Source organism: uncultured Leifsonia sp., from assembly GCF_945957465.1.
GTDB lineage: Bacteria > Actinomycetota > Actinomycetes > Actinomycetales > Microbacteriaceae > Leifsonia.
The window spans coordinates 78839-97541 of the sequence record NZ_CAMFLC010000001.1; the positions used below are offsets into that span (position 1 = coordinate 78839).

An 18703-nucleotide genomic window follows, 5' to 3' on the forward strand; every position below is an offset into this window, starting at 1 on the left:
TCAGTATGCCGTTCCCCGCTCATTGCATGCCTGAGGCCGGGTACGGTGTGGAATACGTGTCGCCTCCGACGCGCACCGTCACGGTGAGCACGGGGTTCGCGGCCCCGGCCGGAGCCTGGCACGTCGCGGTCTGCCCGGCCGGCGGCATCGGCGCCGACACGCCGGTGACGCAGCTGTACGTGACCAGCGTGTACCCGGAGCCAGTGGGCCAGCTCGTCCAGCTGAACGTGCTGGTCGCCGGGTCGTACCGCTGCCCGTCGATCGCCGTGCTCACGGCGACCCCCATCCGCGTGCTGTAGTTCTGCGGCGAGCAGAGCTGGGAGCCGTCGGGATAGGTCTCGCAGATGCTGGTGACGCTCAACGTCAGGCCGGTTCCGTAGTGCGCCCCGTTGCCTCCCGCGACCATCCCGCTGGTGCCCGGGAGCTGTCCGTTCTCGACCACGCCGTTGTCGCCGATGAGCTGGTAGTTGACGATCGGGCTCGATCCGCTGCCGTTCTGATAGTCGACCGAGGCCTGGAAGTCCCACGTGTCCGACAGGTTCTGCACCGGGCCGCTGATCCTCACGCTGCGGACCGCTCCCGGCTGCAGACGCTGCGTCGCCGACACGACGGCGCTCGGCGTGCAGCCCTGACCGTTGTAGGCGTACACCACGAAGTTGTAGCTCTGGTTGGGACGCAGCCCCGAGAAGGTCACCTGGCCGCCCTGAACGCGTTTGAAGGTCGAGGACTCGGGATCGGCGTGCAGGACCGGGTTTCCCGTCTCCACACCGGTGACACTGCACCCGGGCTGCGCACCGCCCTGGAAGACGCCGGCGAAGTAGTCGGTGATCGCCTTCCCGTTCGGGCCGAAGACGTTCGACCAGGTCAGCGTCGCGCTGGAGCCGTCGCTGTTGTCCGGGCTCGCGACAGGGGCGGCGCCGGTGAGCACGGGAGCGCCGGCCGGCACTCCGCTGCCGGAGGTCTGGTTCCAGGTCGTGCGGCCCTGATAGAAATCGTTGCGGCTCGCCACCGTGAAGCCGATCGCCGCGCCGTTGGCGATGCCGGGGTCGGTCACGTTCAGCGCATACGTCCCGCCATCGCCCGGACCGACCTGCAGCGCTTTGGTGATGCCGCCCACTGTCACCAGGTACGACGTGATCGGACTGGCCCCCGGGGCATCCGTCGGCCGGTTCCAGGTGATCCGGAGGCCGTTGTTGAGCGGCGTCGAGCTGACGTTGGCGGGCGCGTTCGGCACCACATCCGACCAGGCCGGCTCGACGTAGCTCGTGGGATCGGACAGACCGAGCGCGTTGCGCGCGCGCACGGCGAGCAGCACCGCGTTGGCAGGGCCGTTGCCCGGTGTCGTGATCGCGCAGACCGTGGTCGTGCACTCCGTGGTGCCGAGCGCCGCGCCCGTCGCCGCGCTGCTCACGGTGACCTCGAAACCGGTGATGGGCGAGTTGTTGAATGCTCCCGGCGTCCAGCTGAGCGTCAGGCTCCGGTCGCCGATGGCCGAGATCTGCACGTTCGAGACGGGGGCCGGCCGATCCTGCACCGAGACCGTCACCGTCCCCCAGGTGTACCGATCGGGGTCGCCGGTGGCATCGGCCACCTCGTACTGAAGGGTGGTGTCGGCCGGAGCAGCCGTGCTCGAGACCGTGATCTGCAGGACCGAGTAGTCCGCGCTCGGCGTGATGGCCACGCCGTCGGGCAGCGAGCCGCCGAGCCCGCGGACCGCGATCACCCGCAGCGGCTTGTTCGGGAACGGGTTGGTCGCCGCGTCGTTCGCCAGCACGTCGACGGTCGTCGTCTGCCCGCGTGGCGCGATCACGCGGTCGGGCTGCGGGCTCGCCAACGGGCGGGTCGACGGAACGATGTTCAGGTCGATCCGGCCGGCCTGTCCCGCGTTCACGGCGTCTTTGACACCGATCGAGATCGAGGGCGTGCTCCCCTTCTGCACGCCCGCTCCGACCGAGATCGTCAGCTTCTGACCCGACAGGGAGAGCGAGACACCGTCCGGCCGGGGGTTCTGGATCGAGTACTCCAGCTCGGACTGGTCCTTCGCATAGGGATAGCTGGTGAGCTTGGTGAGGTCGACCGTCTTCGACTGTCCCGGCTCGAAATCGATCAGTGCCCCGGTGAACACCGGCGGCTGATTCTCACGCGGCGTCACGTCGATGGGCAGCACGATCGTCGCGACATTGCCGTTCGGGTCGTTCGCGCCGTTTCCGTCCGTCACCTGGAACGAGATGCTCGCCGGTCCGAAGTAGCGGTTCGACGATGCGTACTGGAGTGTGTCGGAGCTGACCACCAGGTCGTCGCCGTTCGCGTGGGTGGCGCGCACCGTGGCCGCATCCGTCAGCTTCACCTTGCGGCCGCCGACGGCGACGATGTAGTCGTTCAGGTGGATGGTCAGCGTCTTCTCGCTGACCACGCTGAGCTTCGGGGCACCGCGCTTGAGCTGCGGGAGCGCGTCGTCGTAGCCCGGGAGTCGCACGAAACCGTAGGCGGCGTAGGACTCGTCCTCCGGATTCGCCACCTTGAACGGGATGATCTGGCTCTTGGCCGTGACCGTGACCCGGATCCGCTTGCCCGAGGTGACCTGTGCCGTGATGCCGTATCCCGGCACGATCGACAATTTCAGGGACGACACCGGGCCGTCGGCGAAGAACACGTTGGACAGCGCGTTCACGTCCACCGTGTCGCGGCCCAGGATGTCCGACAGGCCGAGGACGGTGTCGGAGACGACCGGCCGTGCCGGGGGGGCGTTCTTGTCGACGGTCACGCGCAGGAACGCCTGGCTGGTGCCGCCGCGCTCGTTCTGGATCGTGTACAGGAAGCCGTACGCCCCTTCCTGCTGCGGCGCCGTCACCACGACGATGTCGCCCTGGATCTTCGCCTTGGCCTTGCCGTCCAGCGAGGAGACGGCCGTCACGCTCAGCGGGCTGCCGTCCGGGTCGGAGTCGTTGGCGAGCACTTGGACGCTCAGCGTCCTGCCCGGGCGCGTCGTGACGTCGTCCTCGACCGCGACGGGGTTGCGGGCGCCGTCGACTCGCGCCGCGATCCCCACGCGCACCGTCCCGGTCGCCCTGGCGCCGAGGGCGTCCACCACCGCGTACGTGAACGTGTCGGTGCCGGCCGCGTACTCGCCGGCCTGGAAGTCCATCCAGTCGCTGCCCGATGCGACGACCGCGCCCTTCTGCGGGTTGGTCTCCTGGCCGATGAACTGCACGGAGTCGCCGTCCGGGTCGATTCCCGACAACGGGATCGTGATCCGCACCGTGTCGCCGGCCAAGACGCGCGCCGTGACCGTCTTCGGCACGGGCGGATTGTTGGTCGCGACGTCTCGCTCGCGGACGGCGATGCTCACCTCCGCGGTGGCCCACTGACCGTCGGCCCCGTAGACACGGTAGGCGGCCGTGTAGTTGCCCGGCTTGGACGGCGCGAGGTAGCGCAGATGGTCGCCACTGGCGAACAGCAGGCCTGCGCCGGCGGGCAGCGGGCTCGCGAGCGTCGGATCGAGGGTCAGCTTGTCGCCGTCCGGCTGCACATCGTTGGCCAGCACCGGGATGTCGACGACATCGTTCACGCGTACGGCGACCGAGTCGGGCGCTGCGATCGGCGGCTGGTGCACGGTGAGCGGCGGCAGCTGGACGACCGTGACGGTGCCCTCGGTGTCCGCGAGCCCGTTGCTCAGCCGGTAGTGGAAGTCGACGGGCTCGGTGAGCGGCCGGGTCAGCGAGACGCGCAGGGTGCGCTGCTGGAGCACCTGGACCTTGATCCCCGACGACACCGTCGGCTCGGTCGCGCCGGTCACCAGGAGCACGCCGCCGGAGGGGTCGATGTCGGTGGAGAGCACATCGACGTCCTGAGTCGACTGCTCGCGGATGAACGCCGTGTGCGGAACCGCGATCGGAGCCGTCTTGGCGCCGGGCGGGGCTTTCACTTCGACCCGGACGGTGCCGGTCGTCGTGATCACGCCGTCGGTGACCGAATACTCGATGTTGTGTGTGCCCGCCTGGTCGGACTCGAACCGGAACGTGCCGCCCTGATAGTCCGGCGTGATGGTTGCGTCTGCCTTCGTCGGCACGGTGCTGAGGCGGACGACACCGTTGCCGCCGCGCACGTGGTCGAGCGGGCGGACGGTCGTCTCCTGGCCTTGGTACGTCACCACGGCGAACGGGTCGGCGATGATCGGCACCTGGCCGGGCGGCTGGACCGTCACGGCCAGCTGTCCGGTCCCCTCCGCGCGTCCGTCCGAGAGCACCAGCGCCACGTCTTTGAGGCCGCCGCCTGTGCCGTGGTCGGAGTACGCGACCTGGCCCTGCGGCGTGAACGTGACGGTGTCGGGAGCCGGCACCGTGGCACCCGCGAGATAGAAGGAATCGCCGTCGGGGTCGTAGCAGTCCCCCGTCACCGCGGTCGTGACGCGACCGCCCGCCTGCACGACGGCCTTGGCCGTGCGCACGCACACGGGAGGCGAGTTCTCGGAGGGCGAGCGCACCGTCACCGTGACGTGAGCGGTCGCCGTCCCGCCCCGGCCGTCCGAGATCGTGTAGTCGAAACCGATCGATCCCGTCGCGGTTGCAGGCAGCGAGATCTGCAGCTGCTGATCGGAGTTGGTCAACTCGATCGTCCCCTGGTCGGCCGGGATCGCGGTGAACGAATCGATCGTCAGGACATCGCCGTTGGGGTCGTAGTCGTTGAGCAGAACCGGGAGCGGCGAGACGCGCCCGGGTCGGGCACCGAACTGGTCGTTCACGGCGACCGGCGGCTGCTCCTGCTTCTCGTACTGCGGGGTCGTATCCTGCTTCGACTGGTCGACGAGCTCCTGCGTCGTCTTCTTGGAGACCAGCTCGTCCCAGTTGTCGATCCGCGCGTTCCCCGACTGCACGGCCCACGACACCCCGGAGCGGGCGTCGTTCAGCACGACGCGATCACGGTTCACCCGGAACGAGAGGACCGCGTTGGCGGGTACCTGGCTCAGCGTGCTGCGTGTCCCTGCAGCCGACGACGTGCAGCTGCGCCACGCCGAGCCCGAATTCCATGCCGCGTAGACGCAGCCGGCCACGCTCACCGGCGCTGCCGGCGCACCCGACACGGTACCCAGCACCCGCGACGGCTTCGATCCGTCCAGCGGCACGCGGACGAGACCGGATGAGGTCGCGATCCATACGGCCGTCCCGACGGACGACGGAGACTGCAAGACGGCGTCCGTGTCTGAGCCGAGCACCCCCGACAGACCGATCGCGCCGTCCGACGTCCACAGCATCTTCTCGTCCGGATCGAAGAGCACCCACCGGCCGCCGGCCGACGTGATCTGCACGTGCGTGCCGTCGCCCCGGGTGGCGACCTTGGCCGTCGAACTCGCCGGCTGCTGGCCGCCGAGATCGACGCGCACCATCGTGCGCGTGCCGGGCTGATAGAGGAACAGCACTCCGGACGGGTCCATCGCGGCGACGGCGCGGCCGCCGAGGTCCATCGTCGCGGCCGAGCCGGAGTTGTACTGCTCGAGTTGGTCCATCGACGTCAGCCACAGCTGGCCGGTCGTCTGGGACAACATCGCTACATGGTTGCCCGACACCGCCACTTGCGGCGACCGCGGCGGCAGGGCCACGGACTTCCCCGCCTCGGCCGTCGCCGGATCGACGACGGACGCCGTGTTGGCCTCCTTGTCGAGCAGGAGGACGTTCTCGCCGTCTTGCACGACGTCGAGAGCCTCCCCCGTGCCCGCGACGATGGAGTTCAGCGAGTCGATCTCGGTGTTGGCCCGGCCGAGCGCCTTCTTGGTGTCGCTCGCCACCCAGACCGCGGCGTCGTTGAGCTGGAGGTGCTGCGCGCTGTAACCGCCCGACACCACGGCGAGCGTCGTCACCAGCGCGGCGACGACCGTTCCGCTCAGCGCCGTGGCGGCGATCGACTTGTGGGCGAGCAGCCACGACCGGATCATGGCGATGCGGTCCTCTGCACGCACTTCTGCCCGCTCGGCGAACCGGTCTTGCCGTCGCGGTTGACCGTGACGGTGACGCACACGGTCTGGCCCGGCTTGGCGTCGACTCGGAACTCGGTCGCGCGCTGGCTGCTCGGCGGCTGATCGTCGACCGTGACCTGATAGCTGTCCGTGCTCTCGATGCCCGGGTCGCTCCAGGTGAAGACGATGGTGCCGGCCGAGACTCGTCCACTCAGGTCGCGCACGGTCGGGATGTCGTTGGACGCACCGGCGCGCACGAGCACGACCCCGGCCGTCACGGCGAGGACCACCACCAGCAGCGCGCAGGCCACCAGGGAGAGCACGAGGGCTCGGGACACCCGCGAGGGCGCGGGCGGCGGTGCGCTGGGCGAGCTGCCCACGCTCTCGCGCACCATGGTGCGCGTCGGCGTCCGGCTGGTCGCCGCGGAGGCCGCCGACGGCTTGCGCCGACGGCGCCGGGCGCCGGGGTCGACAGCGACCACGCCCTTGACCCTGGTGCGCTCTTCGGGGTCGTCGGCCGTCGCGAGAGCCCAGTCGTCCATGGCGACCTCGATGGGCGTCTGCGGGAGCCCGAGTTCGGCCTCCACCGACTGCAGTTCGCGGATCAGCTCCAGCACGCTGCGCTGACGGCTCGAGGGCTTGCGCGACATCGAGCGCATCAGGATCTGCTCGAGTCGCGCCGGTACGTCCGCCCGGCCGATCGGCTGCGGGCGGCCCTTGGTGATGCGCTGGATGAGCTCGGCTGACGTGTTCTCTTTGCCCGGCACCTCGAACGGCGACCGGCCGGCGAGCAGGGAGTACACCGTCGCGCCGATGGACCAGACCTCGCTGGCGATGGTTCCGCTGGTCTCGTCGAGCAGGACCTCGGGCGCCGACCACGGGATCGACAGCCCGATCGCCTCGGTGACATCGGCCTCGCTGAGGGTGGCGGCGATGCCGAAGTCGCTCAGCACCGGGTGGCCGTACGCGGTGGTGAGGATGTTCGACGGCTTGATGTCGCGGTGCAGCACGCCAGCGCGATGGGCGGTCTCGACGGCGCTCGCGATCCGCACGCCGATGCTCAGGACTTCGGGAACCGGCAGCGGGTCCATGCGGTAGCGCTGCCCGATCGCCGACGAACACAGCTCCATCACCAGGTAGGGACGGCCATCGGCGGAGACGCTCGCCTGATAGACGGTGAGGATGGACGGGTGGGTGCTCAGCTGGGCCATCAGATTGGCCTCGGCCTGGAACATCTGCTTGACCTGGCTGGTGACCACTTCGGCGAGCATCACCTTGACCGCCACCTGACGGCGCGGCATGTTCTGTTCGTACAGGAACACGTCCGCGAAGCCGCCCGAACCGAGCACCCGGACGTACGAGAAGCCAGGCAGGTTCGGCGGCTGTGAAGGCAAGCGCCGAGCCACGCAGCTCCTCCCGTCGTCGGCCGTACACCATCGCGGCGGCGAAGGCGTTTCCCAATTGTAGGCAGCGGCTCCAGGCCCTCAGGTGGCCGGACCCGCACTGGGGACAACTCCCTTACCCCCAACTCGGGGGGCACTTCGGCGCGCCGTCGCTCATGTGGAGGACTCTCGCGCGAACCGGTCTGCGTGCGTTCCGCGGTGCCTGGAGCCCTTGTCTGCGACCCGTCAGTGCCGGCGCGCGGCTCGGCGCGGGAAACCCTCACGATGCACGCCGCTCTCCGGCGTCGCCAGCACGTCGACGACGACCACGGTCACGTTGTCCCGGCCGCCGTTTCCGAGCGCCGCGTCCATCAGCTGCTGCGCGGCGTCGAGCGGGGAGCTTCCCTCGCCGAGGAAGAAGCGGATGCCGTGCTCGGTCAGCTCCTTCGTGAGCCCGTCGGAGCAGACCAGCAGCCGGGATCCGGCGACGATCGGGAGCAGGAAGTAGTCCGGCACCGGATCCTCGTTGAAGCCGACGGCTCGGGTGATCACGTTGCTGTGCGGATGGACCTCCGCCTCCTCGGGCGTGATCGCACCGGCGTCGAGCAGCTCCTGCACGATCGAGTGGTCCACGGTCAGCTGCTCCAGCGTTCCGTCGCGGAAGCTGTAGACGCGCGAATCGCCGATGTTGAACACGAGCCAGTACGGCGCGCCATCCACCAGGGTGAGCGCGATGCCCGTCACGGTCGTGCCGGTGCCGAGGTCGGTCTGGCCGACCCCGCGGGTCATATCGGCGACCGCGTCGCGGAGCGCGTCGGTCAACGACGTCTCGCTCACGAAGTCGGCCCTGACCTTCTCGGCGAGCCGCGTCACGACGGCGGTGCTGGCGAAGTCGCCGGCGGTGTGGCCGCCCATGCCGTCGGCGACGGCGAAGATCGGCGAGCGCGCCAGCAGGCTGTCCTCGTTGACGCTGCGCCGGTATCCCGTGTCGCTGAGCGCAGCCCACGCGAGACTGATGCGCGCATCAGCACCGCCCGGGACCACCACGGTGTGGCGACGGTTGGTGCGACCGATCTGGGTCACTCGCGTCCTTCTTCTCGACGGTCCGCCTCCGAGGCCGACCGAGGGGCACCCTCTGCGTCGTCGGCCGGGACGGCGGTGATCTCGATGATATTACCGTCGCCGATGTGCACAACCGTGCCCGAGAGGACCACGGTGGACTCGCCGGGCCGCAGCCGGGAGGTGTCGCCGTCCGGGCGGACAACGACCGTCCCATTGGTGGAGCGCAGATCGGTGACGACCACGGCGTCCCCCGACTGCTCGATGCGGAGGTGGGTCGAGGAGACCTCCTGCTCGGGAGACGAGACCGTGACGAGACGCAGCAGCGCGCCGGACTCCACGCGGGGCGGCGCCGGCCGGCGGCCCACCAGGATCGGCACCTCGAGGCCGATGCTGTCCCCCGGACCGACCCGGACGGCGAACCGCCGGGGAGCGACGACGGGTTCGGGAGCCTCCACGGTCGGCTCCGAGCGCCCCGCCGGCCGGTCTGTCGCCGCGCCGGGCGTGTCGCGGGACTCCACCGCAGAACGCTGCTCGGTGGCCGTCCCCGGTTCTTCGATGTCGATGGCACCGGGGAGTTCGTGCGCGACGGGAACCCGCTGGCCCACCGGCTCGGCCTCCGGCGACTCGGCCCGCTCGGTCGCGCCGTCGTGCCGCGGGAAGAGGCTGGAGCTCCGAGCCCGGTCGCGGATGATGGTCTCGTCGATGCTCCCCGGCTCGGCCTCGACGCCATCATGCAGGCCCGGATGCCCGGCGGAACGCTCGACACGTTCGATCGGGCTGCCGGACCAGGTGAGCAGCTCGCCGTCCACGACCCCCAGGCCGAGCGGCAACGATCCGACGGCGATCCGGGCGACGGGTCCGGTCGGCAGGTCGTCGCCGCCGAGGGCGAGGCCGGTGACGTTGCGGAACTCGGCGAGGACCCAGGGCTGCACGCCGCCGGAGCCGAACCGCCGCGCACCGCCCACCGAGAACACGTCGAGGACGGCGGATCCGCGGACCACGGCGGTCACCACGATCTCGCCCTGCGCGTTCGGCTCGCCGAGCTCGGCGACGGCGAACGACCGCACGCTGTCCGGTCCGGCGAGCGGGAACGCTCCCACGACCGACTCGATGGTCGCCAGCTCCGACTCGGCGAGCCACCACACGGCGTCGATGATGCTGTCGGCGGCCGTGCTCTCCACGCAGGCGACGAATCGCCGCCCTGCGATCAGCAGCCAGCGCGACGGGCCGGCGGTCGGGGCGTACCGCGTGAAGCCGGGAGCCACGTGGGGGTTCCTCCAGGTCTGCGACGGACCGGGGCAGTTCCCCGATGTAGGACGTGTATCTGACCGAGTGTAGTCGTCGACTCAGTCCGCCGGAGGCGCCGCCACCAGACGGAAGGGGGTTCCGACGCACCGTACCGCGCCCTCCGCCTCTCCGCCCGCCATGTCTGCCACCGATCCGACCAGCACGGACGGCTCGGTCGACACCATCACGCGGCCCCACTCGTTGACCAGGACGACCGGCCGCCCCACCGCCAGCATCGCCGGCAGCAGTTCGCGCTCGAGACGGCGCACGTAGATGTCCACGCCGACCACTCCGAGCATCCGTCCGTCGCGCTCGACCGGCGACGTCACCGTCACGATGTAGTCGCACGCGCACAGATGATCGACATAGGGCCCGGTGACGTGCGTGCGATGCGTCGACAGGGGGATGCTGTACCACTCGAGGGAGTGGAAGTCGCGCAGATAGTCCGAGTACGACCGCGATGCCAGATCCAGCCGGGTGGGCGCGCTGGTCGCGCCGCCGAGCGGGTTCTCGTCGAGCGGCCCGAGCCACCAGGCGAAGTGCAAGTCCTCGGCTCCCGTGTATTCCGGTGCGGCGACGAACCCGGCGCCGACCAGGAGGGGATCGTCTTCGCGCAGCGCGGGGAGCACCAGTGCCTCAACCCGTTCGTCGAGGGCGGTCGTCGTCATCCCGCCGCCTCCGCCGTCGGCGAGGATCGCGTCCTTCCAGACGGCCAGCCGCTGTCCGAGTTGAGCGAACAGGACACTCACGTGCTCGGCGGCCCTGTCGATCGCGGCGCCGGCGATGGTCTCAGCCATCGATCGTCCCTCCCGTCTCGATCCGCGCCTTCGCCGAGAGCAGCCAGCGCGCCACGCGATCCAGCAGCGCCGTGACCTCGCGGCGCGCGCGTTCGGCGTCGTTCCCGGCCACCGCAGCGGCGATGGCACCGCTCGCGGCGGACGTCGCCTCGCGCAGTGCGGCATCGCGCATCCCGAGCCACAGCAGCGGACCGAACTCGGCCTGCAACCGGATCTGCTCGCGCACCAGCCGGGTGGACTGGCTGAGCACGGCGAGTTCGAGCAGAAAGCCTCCCGCGCTCCGTCGCGCCTGGGCAGGCTCGGTGAAGTCGGCGGCGGCCAGCCAGGCCGCCAGGCGCGCGTCGTCCGCCGGCGTCGACCGTTCGGCCGCCCGGTCGGCGCAGCCCGCGGCGATCGCCGTCACATACACCGTGAGGTCGCTGAGCTCGACCTGCGAAAGGCCGCGCAGCCGCGTGGCGAGCATCGTCGCGTCGGCGTCGCCCGGGTGCACGACGAAGCTGCCGCCGTCGCGCCCGCGGCGGGTCTCGACGAGGCCCGCCTCGCGCAGCATCCCGAGACCTTCTCTGGCCGTCACCAGTGCGACGCGGAACCGCTTGGCCAGATCCGCTTCGCTCGGCAGCCGCTCGCCCGGGATGAGCACCCCGAGCACGATCGCGTCCGCGAGCCGGCGAGCCACCTGCTCCGCGCGCCCGGCATCGGACAGCTGCGCGAAGACGGCGTCCCGCGCCCCTGGCGCCGGCCGCGTGGTTCGGGCAGCATCGCGGGTGGAGGTGGTCACCTCACCACGATAGCCCGCCATAATCATTCGGTATAGGATGATTGCGGTGCGGCTCGGCTATCCGTGGTGGCCGCCGCCGGAGCGAAGGAGCACCCCATGACCGACGGCATCCTGACCGGAGTGCGCGTCGCGGACTTCTCGCGCGTGCTGGCAGGACCGTACGCCACCATGATGCTCGCCGACTTCGGCGCCGACGTCGTCAAGATCGAGAGCCCGAACGGCGACGACACGCGCGCCTGGCGGCCGCCGGTCGACGAGGCGGGCGAGTCCACCTATTTCGGGGCGGTCAATCGCAACAAGCGGTCGGTCGTCTGCGACCTGACGACGGCGGACGGCCTCGACGCGGCCCGCGCGCTCGCAGAGACGGCCGATGTGGTCGTCGAGAACTTCCGGCCGGGGGTCATGGAGCGCTTCGGCCTGGACGAGCAGAGCCTCCGCGCGACCAACCCCGGCCTGATCTACTGCTCCATCACCGGGTTCGGGCGAGACGCCGGCGCCGACCTGCCGGGCTACGACCTCCTCGTCCAGGCGGTCGGCGGTCTGATGAGCATCACCGGGCCGGCCGACGGCGAGCCCAGCAAGGTCGGCGTGGCGCTCGTGGATGTGCTGACAGGGCAGAACGCGCTCGCCGGCATCCTGCTCGCACTCCGCGACCGCGACCGCACCGGCCGTGGCGCGCGGGTCGACGTCGACCTCCTCGGCTCCCTGCTGGCGGCCCTCACCAATCAGGCGTCGAGCACGCTCGCGACCGGTCGCTCCCCCGCCCGGCTCGGGAACGCGCACCCGAGCATCGCGCCGTACGAGCTGCTCCGGGCCGCCGACCGCGAACTGGTCGTCGCCGTGGGCAACGACCGCCAGTTCGCCGCTTTCGCGACCGTGCTCGGCCTCGCGCAGCTGGCCGAGGATCCCCGGTTCGCCAGCAACGAGGAGCGGGTGCACAACCGCCGCGAACTCCGCGCCGTCGTCGAGCCCGCCCTCGCTCGCCGCGATGGCGCCGACTGGGTCGCCGACTTCCGCGCGGCACGCGTCCCGGCCGGCCTGGTCAACAGCGTGGCGGAGGCGTTCGAGTTCGCGACCGCCCTCGGTCTCGACCCGATCGTGACGACGGTCGACCCCGCCACCGGACGCACCTCGCGCCAGCCCGCCACTCCCATCCGGCTCGACACGGCCCCTGCCGTGCACCGCACGCCGCCGCCCCCGCTCGGCGCGCACGACCCCGCCTGGACGGACACCGTCGCCGCCCGCACCGAAAGGACCACACCATGACGTCCCCGGCCACTGCCCGCACAGCCGCGTCCGCGCTCGACGACGCGTTCAGCATCGACCACTTCCTGACCGCCGACGAGCGGCGCTGGCGCGACGACGCCCGCCGCTTCGCCGCCGAGCGCATCGCACCCGTGATCGCCCAGGACTTCGAGGACAAGCACTTCCGCACCGAGCTCATCGCCGAGCTGGGCGCGCTCGGCGTGCTCGGCATGCACCTGAAGGACCCCGGGTGCGCGGGTGCCGGCGCCGTCGCCTACGGTCTGGTCTGCCATGAACTCGAGGCCGTCGACAGCGGCTGGCGCACGTTCGTCTCGGTCCAGGGCTCGCTCGCCATGAGCGCGATCTCGAAGTTCGGCTCCGACGAGCAGAAGTCCGACTGGCTCGCGGCGATGGCTCGCGGCGAGCGCGTCGGCTGTTTCGCGCTCACCGAGCCGCAGGGCGGCAGCGACCCCGCCGCGATGACGACGTTCGCGCGGCGGGACGGCGACGACTGGGTGATCACCGGGGCCAAGCGGTGGATCGGACTCGCGTCCCTCGCGGACGTCGCCGTGGTGTGGGCGGCCACGGACGACGGTGTGCGCGGCTTCGTGGTCCCGACCGCGACCCCCGGCTTCACCGCGACACCCATCGAGGGCAAGCTGTCGATGCGCGCGTCGGTGCAGTGCGACGTGATGCTCGACGAGGTCCGGCTTCCCGCTGCGGCGATGCTGCCGGGGGCACGCGGGCTCTCCGGTCCGTTCTCCTGTCTCAACGAGGCGCGGTACGGAATCGTCTGGGGGGCGATGGGCGCGGCGCGGGCGTGCCTGGAGGTGTCCATCGAGCGTGCGACGACCCGGGAGGTCTTCGGCCGCCCGATCGGTGCGACGCAGCTCGTGCAGCAGAAGCTGGCCGACATGCTGGTGGAGTACGAGAAGGGGATGCTGCTCGCGCTGCATCTGGGCCGGCTCAAGGAGGCGGGCCGGCTGACGCCCACCCAGATCAGCGTGGGCAAGCTCAACAGCGTGCGCGAGGCGCTTTCCATCGCCCGCGAGGCCCGGACGATCCTGGGCGGCGACGGCATCACCGACGCCTTCCCGGTCATGCGGCACATGGCGAACCTCGAGTCGGTGCGCACCTATGAGGGCACCGACGAGATCCACACGCTCGTGCTCGGGCGCGCGCTGACCGGGCTGGCGGCGTTCTGATGGGAGCGGCCGACACCGTCGAGGCCGCCGCCTCCGCCGCCGCCTCCGCCGCGCTCCGTCCGACCGAGCGCGAAGAGCGGGCGGGCCGGCTCGAGGCGCTCGCCGGCACTCTGGAGGCCGATCGCGCCGCCCTGGTCGCGCTCGCGGCCGACGAGACCCATCTCTCCGGAGCGCGGCTCGACGGCGAAGTCACGCGCACCGCCGCGCAATTGCGTTTCTTCGCGGGGGTGGCGCGTGAGGGCGCGTACCTCGAAGCCACGATCGACTCCCCCGATCCGGCGCTCATCCCGCCGCGCCCCGACCTGCGGCGCATGCTCCGTCCTGTCGGTCCGGTCGCGGTGTACACGTCGTCGAACTTCCCGTTCGCGTTCTCGGTGCTCGGCAACGACACGGCGTCCGCTCTCGCGGCGGGGTGTCCGGTGATCGTGAAGGCGCACCCGGGTCACCCACGGCTGTCGCGGCGCACCGCCGAGCTCGCGCTCGGAGTGCTCCCGCGCGGCCGGTTCGCGCTGGTGGAGGGCATGGAGGCCGGCATCGCGCTCGTGCAGCACCCCGCTGTGCGCGCCGCCGGGTTCACCGGTTCGGAGCGTGGCGGGCGCGCCCTGTTCGACCTCGCGGCATCGCGGCCCGACCCCATCCCGTTCTACGGCGAGCTGGGCAGCATCAACCCGGTCGTCGTGACCCGGGCCGCCGCCCGCGAGCGCGCGACCGCTATCGGCGAGGGCCTGGTGGGTTCGTTCACCCGGGACGCGGGCCAGTACTGCACCAAGCCCGGTCTGGTGCTGGTGCCGAGGGGCGAGGGGGTCGACGACGCCGTGGCCGCGGCGCTCGGCGCGGCTCCGGCCTCCCGTCAGCTCACCGACGGGATGAGCGCGGCCTACGCCGAGGCCCTGAACCTGTTCGGCGCCGATGACGACGTCACGGTCCTGCTGGGACGCGACGAGCCGGGCGTTTCCGTGCCCGCCGTCGCCCTGACCGACGCCGCGACGCTCCTGGCGGAGCCGGAGACGTTCCTGACGGAGCGGTTCGGCCCCGTGACCGTGCTGGTGTCGTACGGCGACGAGGAGCTCGGCGCGCTGCTCTCCGTGCTGCGCCCGTCGCTCACGGCGACGATCCACCGCGGAACCGGTGAGGATGTCGCAGCGCTGGCGGCGGCGCTGACGCCGATCGCCGGACGCCTCCTCTTCGACGGCTGGCCCACCGGCGTCGCGATCGGCTGGGCACAGCACCACGGCGGGTCGTGGCCGGCGACCACCTCGAGCATCCACACCTCGGTCGGCGCAACGGCGATCCGCCGCTGGCTGACCCCCATCGCGTACCAGGACGCTCCGCAGGACGTCCTCCCGCCCGAACTCCGCGACGGGAACCCGCTCGGCATCCCGCGCCGCGAGTCCTGACCCCCTCCCAACGCCGCCGGTTGCCACGAAGGGGCGCAACACGCCGCTTCGCGAATCGCTTCGCGGCGTGTCGCGACCCCTCTGCGGCTCACTCGGCCGCCGGGCTCACTCCCCGATGTACGACATCACGTGCTTGACGCGCGTGTAGTCCTCGAACCCGTACATCGACAGGTCCTTGCCGTAGCCGGAGTGCTTGAAGCCGCCGTGCGGCATCTCGGCGACGATCGGGATGTGCGTGTTGATCCACACGCAGCCGAAGTCGAGCCCCTTCGCGAAGCGCATCGCCCGGCCGTGGTCCTTCGTCCACACCGACGACGCCAGACCGTACCTCACCCCGTTCGCCCAGCGGAGCGCCTCCGCCTCGTCGGTGAATCGCTGCACGGTCTGCACCGGCCCGAAGATCTCGTTCTGCACGGCCTCGTCGTCCTGACGCAGACCCGAGACGATCGTCGCCTCCCAGAAGTAGCCGCGGTCGCCCTGCCGTCTCCCGCCCAGCTCGACGTTCGCATGGTCGGGCAGCCGATCGACGAACCCGCTCACCTGGGCGAGCTGATTGGCATTGTTGAGCGGGCCGTAGAGCACACCGTCCTCACGCGGCGCCCCCGTACGCGCGTTGGCGCGCGCGTACTCCGCGAGAGCCGCAACGAACTCGTCGTGCACACCCTCCTGGACCAGGAGACGCGTCGCGGCGGTGCAGTCCTGACCGGCGTTGAAGTAGCCGGCCGCGACGATGCCCTCGACGGCCTTCTGGATGTCGGCGTCGTCGAACACGATGACCGGCGCCTTGCCGCCGAGCTCGAGGTGCACGCGCTTGAGGTCGAAGGACGCGGCCCGGGCGACCTCCATACCCGCACGCACCGAACCGGTGATCGACACGAGCTGGGGCGTCGGGTGATCGATCATCGCCGCGCCGGTGCTGCGGTCTCCCAACACGACGTTCAGCACACCGGCCGGGAGGAACTCGCCGGCGACCTCCGCCAGCAGCAGGGTCGACAGCGGAGTGGTGTCCGACGGCTTCAGCACCGTCGTGTTCCCCGCCGCCAGCGCCGGTGCGAACTTCCACACGGCCATGTTGAGCGGGTAGTTCCAGGGCGTCACCTGACCGACCACGCCGATCGGCTCGCGCCGGATGAACGACGTGTGATCGGGCATGTACTCCGCGGCCGACCTGCCCTCCAGGTTGCGGGCCGCACCGGCGAAGAAGCGGATCTGATCGACCGACAGCAGGATCTCGTCGGCCACGAGCGTGCCGCGCGGCTTGCCGGTGTCCTGCGATTCGGCGTCGGCGAACTCCTCTGCGCGCTGCTCCATCGCATCGGCGATGCGGAACAGTGCGAGCTGACGCTCGGCGGGTGTCGTGTTGCCCCAGATCTCGAAGGCGGCCTCCGCGGCGCGGTAGGCGTCGGCGACGTCCTCGGCGGTCGAGACCGGCGCGGTGGCGTACACCTCTTCGGTGGCGGGATCGATCAGGGAAATGGTGTCGCTGCCCCGGGCATCGGCGCGCACGCCGTTGACGAAGTTGGTCAGTTCGGGTGCCGTAGTGGTGCTCGTCGGTGAACTCATGCCGCGGAGTCTACTGATTTCGTCAGTGAATCGGGTACTGAAGTGCGGATTCGCTTGCTAGACGGCTCTGCCACTGACAGAATCGCTCCATGAGTACCCCTCGGGCAACGAACGGCACGAAGGCAGCGGTCATCGACGACGTCTCCAAAGCGATCATCGAGCAGCTGCAGGTGGACGGCCGCAAGTCGTACGCGGAGATCGGCAAGGCCGTCGGTCTCAGCGAGGCGGCCGTGCGTCAGCGCGTGCAGAAGCTGACCGAGTCGGGTGTGATGCAGATCGTGGCAGTGACCGACCCGATGCAGCTCGGCTTCTACCGCCAGGCGATGATCGGCGTGCGAGTCACGGGCGACACCCTGGTGATCGCCGACAAGCTGGCGGCGATGCCGGCGGTCGACTACGTCGTCCTCACGGCGGGGACGTACGACATCCTCGCCGAAGTCGTGTGCGAGAACGACCTCGACCTCATCACCATGCTCAACTCCGAGATCCGGACGCTCGAGGGAGTGCTCTCCACCGAGACGTTCGTGTACCTCAAACTCCACAAACAGTTCTACAACTGGGGAACGCGATAACCATGACGACAACCGTTGAAACGTTCGGGGAGCCCATCACACCCGATGAGGCAGACCTGCAGGCCAAGGCACGCGATCACCTCTGGATGCACTTCGCACGCCAGTCGGTGATGGAGGAGGGCCACGGTGTGCCCATCATCACCCGCGGCGAGGGCCACCACATCTGGGACGACCACGGAAAGCGGTACATCGACGGCCTCTCCGGTCTGTTCGTGGTGAACGCCGGCCACGGTCGCAAGCGCCTCGCCGAGGTCGCGGCCAAACAGGCCGAGCAGCTCGCCTTCTTCCCGATCTGGTCGTACGCCCACCCGAACGCGATCGAGCTCGCCGACCGCCTTGCGCACTACGCGCCCGGCGACCTCAACCGCGTGTTCTTCTCCACCGGAGGCGGCGAAGCGGTCGAGACCGCGTTCAAGCTGGCCAAGTACTACTGGAAGCTTCAGGGCCGGCCCACCAAGCACAAGGTGCTCTCGCGCTCCGTGGCGTACCACGGCACCCCGCAGGGCGCGCTGGCGATCACGGGCATCCCCGCCATGAAGGAGATGTTCGAGCCGCTGACCCCCGGCGGCTTCCGCGTTCCCAACACGAACTTCTACCGCGCGGGCGAGATGGGCGCACCGACCGACGATGTCGAGGCCTTCGGCGTCTGGGCGGCGAACCGCATCGAGGAGATGATCCAGTTCGAGGGCCCGGAGACCGTGGCCGCGATCTTCCTGGAGCCGGTCCAGAACTCCGGCGGCTGCTTCCCGCCGCCCCCCGGCTACTTCCAGCGCGTGCGCGAGATCTGCGACAAGTACGACGTGCTGCTGGTCAGCGACGAGGTCATCTGCGCCTTCGGGCGCATCGGCCACATGTTCGCGTGCGACCAGTACGGCTACGTGCCCGACATGATCACCTGCGCCAAGGCGATGACCTCCGGGTACTCCCCCATCGGCGCGACCATCGTCAGCGACAAGATCTACGAGCCGTTCAAGCACGGCAACACGTCGTTCTACCACGGGTACACCTTCGGTGGTCACCCGGTCTCGGCCGCCGTTGCACTCGAGAACCTCGACATCTTCGAGGAGGAGGGCCTCAACGAGCGGGTCCGCGAGAACTCGCCGCTGTTCCGGGCGGAGCTCGAGAAACTGCTCGACCTCCCGATCGTCGGCGACGTCCGCGGCGACGGCTACTTCTTCGGCATCGAGCTGGTGAAGGACAAGTCGACCAAGGAGACCTTCGACGACGACGAGTCCGAGCGTCTGCTGCGCGGCTTCCTCTCCAAGGCGCTCTTCGACGCCGGTCTGTATTGTCGCGCCGACGACCGTGGCGACCCCGTCGTGCAGCTGGCGCCTCCGCTCACGATCGGGCCGGACGAGTTCGTCGAGATCCGGCAGATCCTGGAATCGGTGCTCACCGAGGCGTCCAACCACCTCTGACACCACCTCGCAACGCTCGACGAGTCCGCGCGCCGCACCACCGTGCG

Annotated in this window: 12 protein-coding genes; 5 read left to right on the forward strand and 7 right to left on the reverse strand. The window is 70.3% G+C overall.

Features of this window, described 5'->3' with window-relative positions; translation table 11 throughout:
* Window positions 1–19: 19 nt before the first annotated feature.
* The 6 genes from Q0Q23_RS00355 to Q0Q23_RS00380 form a co-directional block, all read right to left on the reverse strand.
* Window positions 20–5953, reverse strand: a complete 5934-nt coding sequence (locus Q0Q23_RS00355; protein ID WP_295117582.1) for an Ig-like domain-containing protein — start codon at window positions 5951–5953, stop codon at window positions 20–22.
* The gene (locus Q0Q23_RS00360) at window positions 5926–7356 is read right to left on the reverse strand and encodes a serine/threonine-protein kinase (RefSeq protein WP_295117584.1); all 1431 of its coding nucleotides are present in this window, start codon (window positions 7354–7356) and stop codon (window positions 5926–5928) included. The genes Q0Q23_RS00355 and Q0Q23_RS00360 overlap by 28 nt, the downstream gene beginning before the upstream one ends.
* A 222-nt stretch (window positions 7357–7578) precedes the next feature.
* Entirely contained in the window at window positions 7579–8415 is an 837-nt protein-coding gene (locus tag Q0Q23_RS00365; protein WP_295117589.1) for a PP2C family serine/threonine-protein phosphatase, read from the reverse strand.
* The gene (locus Q0Q23_RS00370; protein ID WP_295117592.1) at window positions 8412–9659 is read right to left on the reverse strand and encodes an FHA domain-containing protein; all 1248 of its coding nucleotides are present in this window, start codon (window positions 9657–9659) and stop codon (window positions 8412–8414) included. The genes Q0Q23_RS00365 and Q0Q23_RS00370 overlap by 4 nt, the downstream gene beginning before the upstream one ends.
* Before the next feature lie 81 nt (window positions 9660–9740).
* Entirely contained in the window at window positions 9741–10478 is a 738-nt protein-coding gene (locus Q0Q23_RS00375) for a cache domain-containing protein (RefSeq protein ID WP_295117595.1), read from the reverse strand.
* A complete protein-coding gene (locus Q0Q23_RS00380; protein ID WP_295117598.1) occupies window positions 10471–11256 on the reverse strand; it encodes a FadR/GntR family transcriptional regulator in 786 nt (261 codons plus the stop codon). The genes Q0Q23_RS00375 and Q0Q23_RS00380 overlap by 8 nt, the downstream gene beginning before the upstream one ends.
* A gap of 96 nt (window positions 11257–11352) precedes the next feature.
* On the opposite strand from Q0Q23_RS00380, the gene Q0Q23_RS00385 reads away from it, so the two are divergent.
* Genes Q0Q23_RS00385 through Q0Q23_RS00395 form a run of 3 tightly spaced genes read left to right on the forward strand, consistent with a single transcriptional unit; the run spans window position 11353 to window position 15103 of the window.
* On the forward strand, window positions 11353–12522 hold the full coding sequence (locus tag Q0Q23_RS00385) for a CaiB/BaiF CoA-transferase family protein (protein WP_295117603.1): 1170 nt from the start codon (window positions 11353–11355) through the stop codon (window positions 12520–12522).
* Window positions 12519–13706, forward strand: a complete 1188-nt coding sequence (locus tag Q0Q23_RS00390; RefSeq protein ID WP_295117606.1) for an acyl-CoA dehydrogenase family protein — start codon at window positions 12519–12521, stop codon at window positions 13704–13706. The genes Q0Q23_RS00385 and Q0Q23_RS00390 overlap by 4 nt, the downstream gene beginning before the upstream one ends.
* A complete protein-coding gene (locus tag Q0Q23_RS00395; RefSeq protein ID WP_295117609.1) occupies window positions 13706–15103 on the forward strand; it encodes an aldehyde dehydrogenase family protein in 1398 nt (465 codons plus the stop codon). Before Q0Q23_RS00390 ends, Q0Q23_RS00395 begins: the two co-directional genes overlap by 1 nt.
* A gap of 105 nt (window positions 15104–15208) precedes the next feature.
* On the opposite strand, the gene Q0Q23_RS00400 is transcribed toward Q0Q23_RS00395, so the two are convergent.
* Complete coding sequence (locus tag Q0Q23_RS00400) at window positions 15209–16666, reverse strand: gamma-aminobutyraldehyde dehydrogenase (RefSeq protein ID WP_295117612.1); 1458 nt, start codon at window positions 16664–16666, stop codon at window positions 15209–15211.
* An 89-nt stretch (window positions 16667–16755) separates the two neighbouring features.
* Here Q0Q23_RS00400 and Q0Q23_RS00405 point away from each other — a divergent pair, with 89 nt between their 5' ends.
* Both Q0Q23_RS00405 and Q0Q23_RS00410 read left to right on the forward strand, forming a co-directional pair.
* Window positions 16756–17238, forward strand: a complete 483-nt coding sequence (locus Q0Q23_RS00405; protein WP_208039325.1) for an Lrp/AsnC family transcriptional regulator — start codon at window positions 16756–16758, stop codon at window positions 17236–17238.
* A gap of 2 nt (window positions 17239–17240) precedes the next feature.
* Window positions 17241–18656, forward strand: a complete 1416-nt coding sequence (locus tag Q0Q23_RS00410; RefSeq protein ID WP_295117619.1) for an aspartate aminotransferase family protein — start codon at window positions 17241–17243, stop codon at window positions 18654–18656.
* Window positions 18657–18703: the final 47 nt, after the last annotated feature.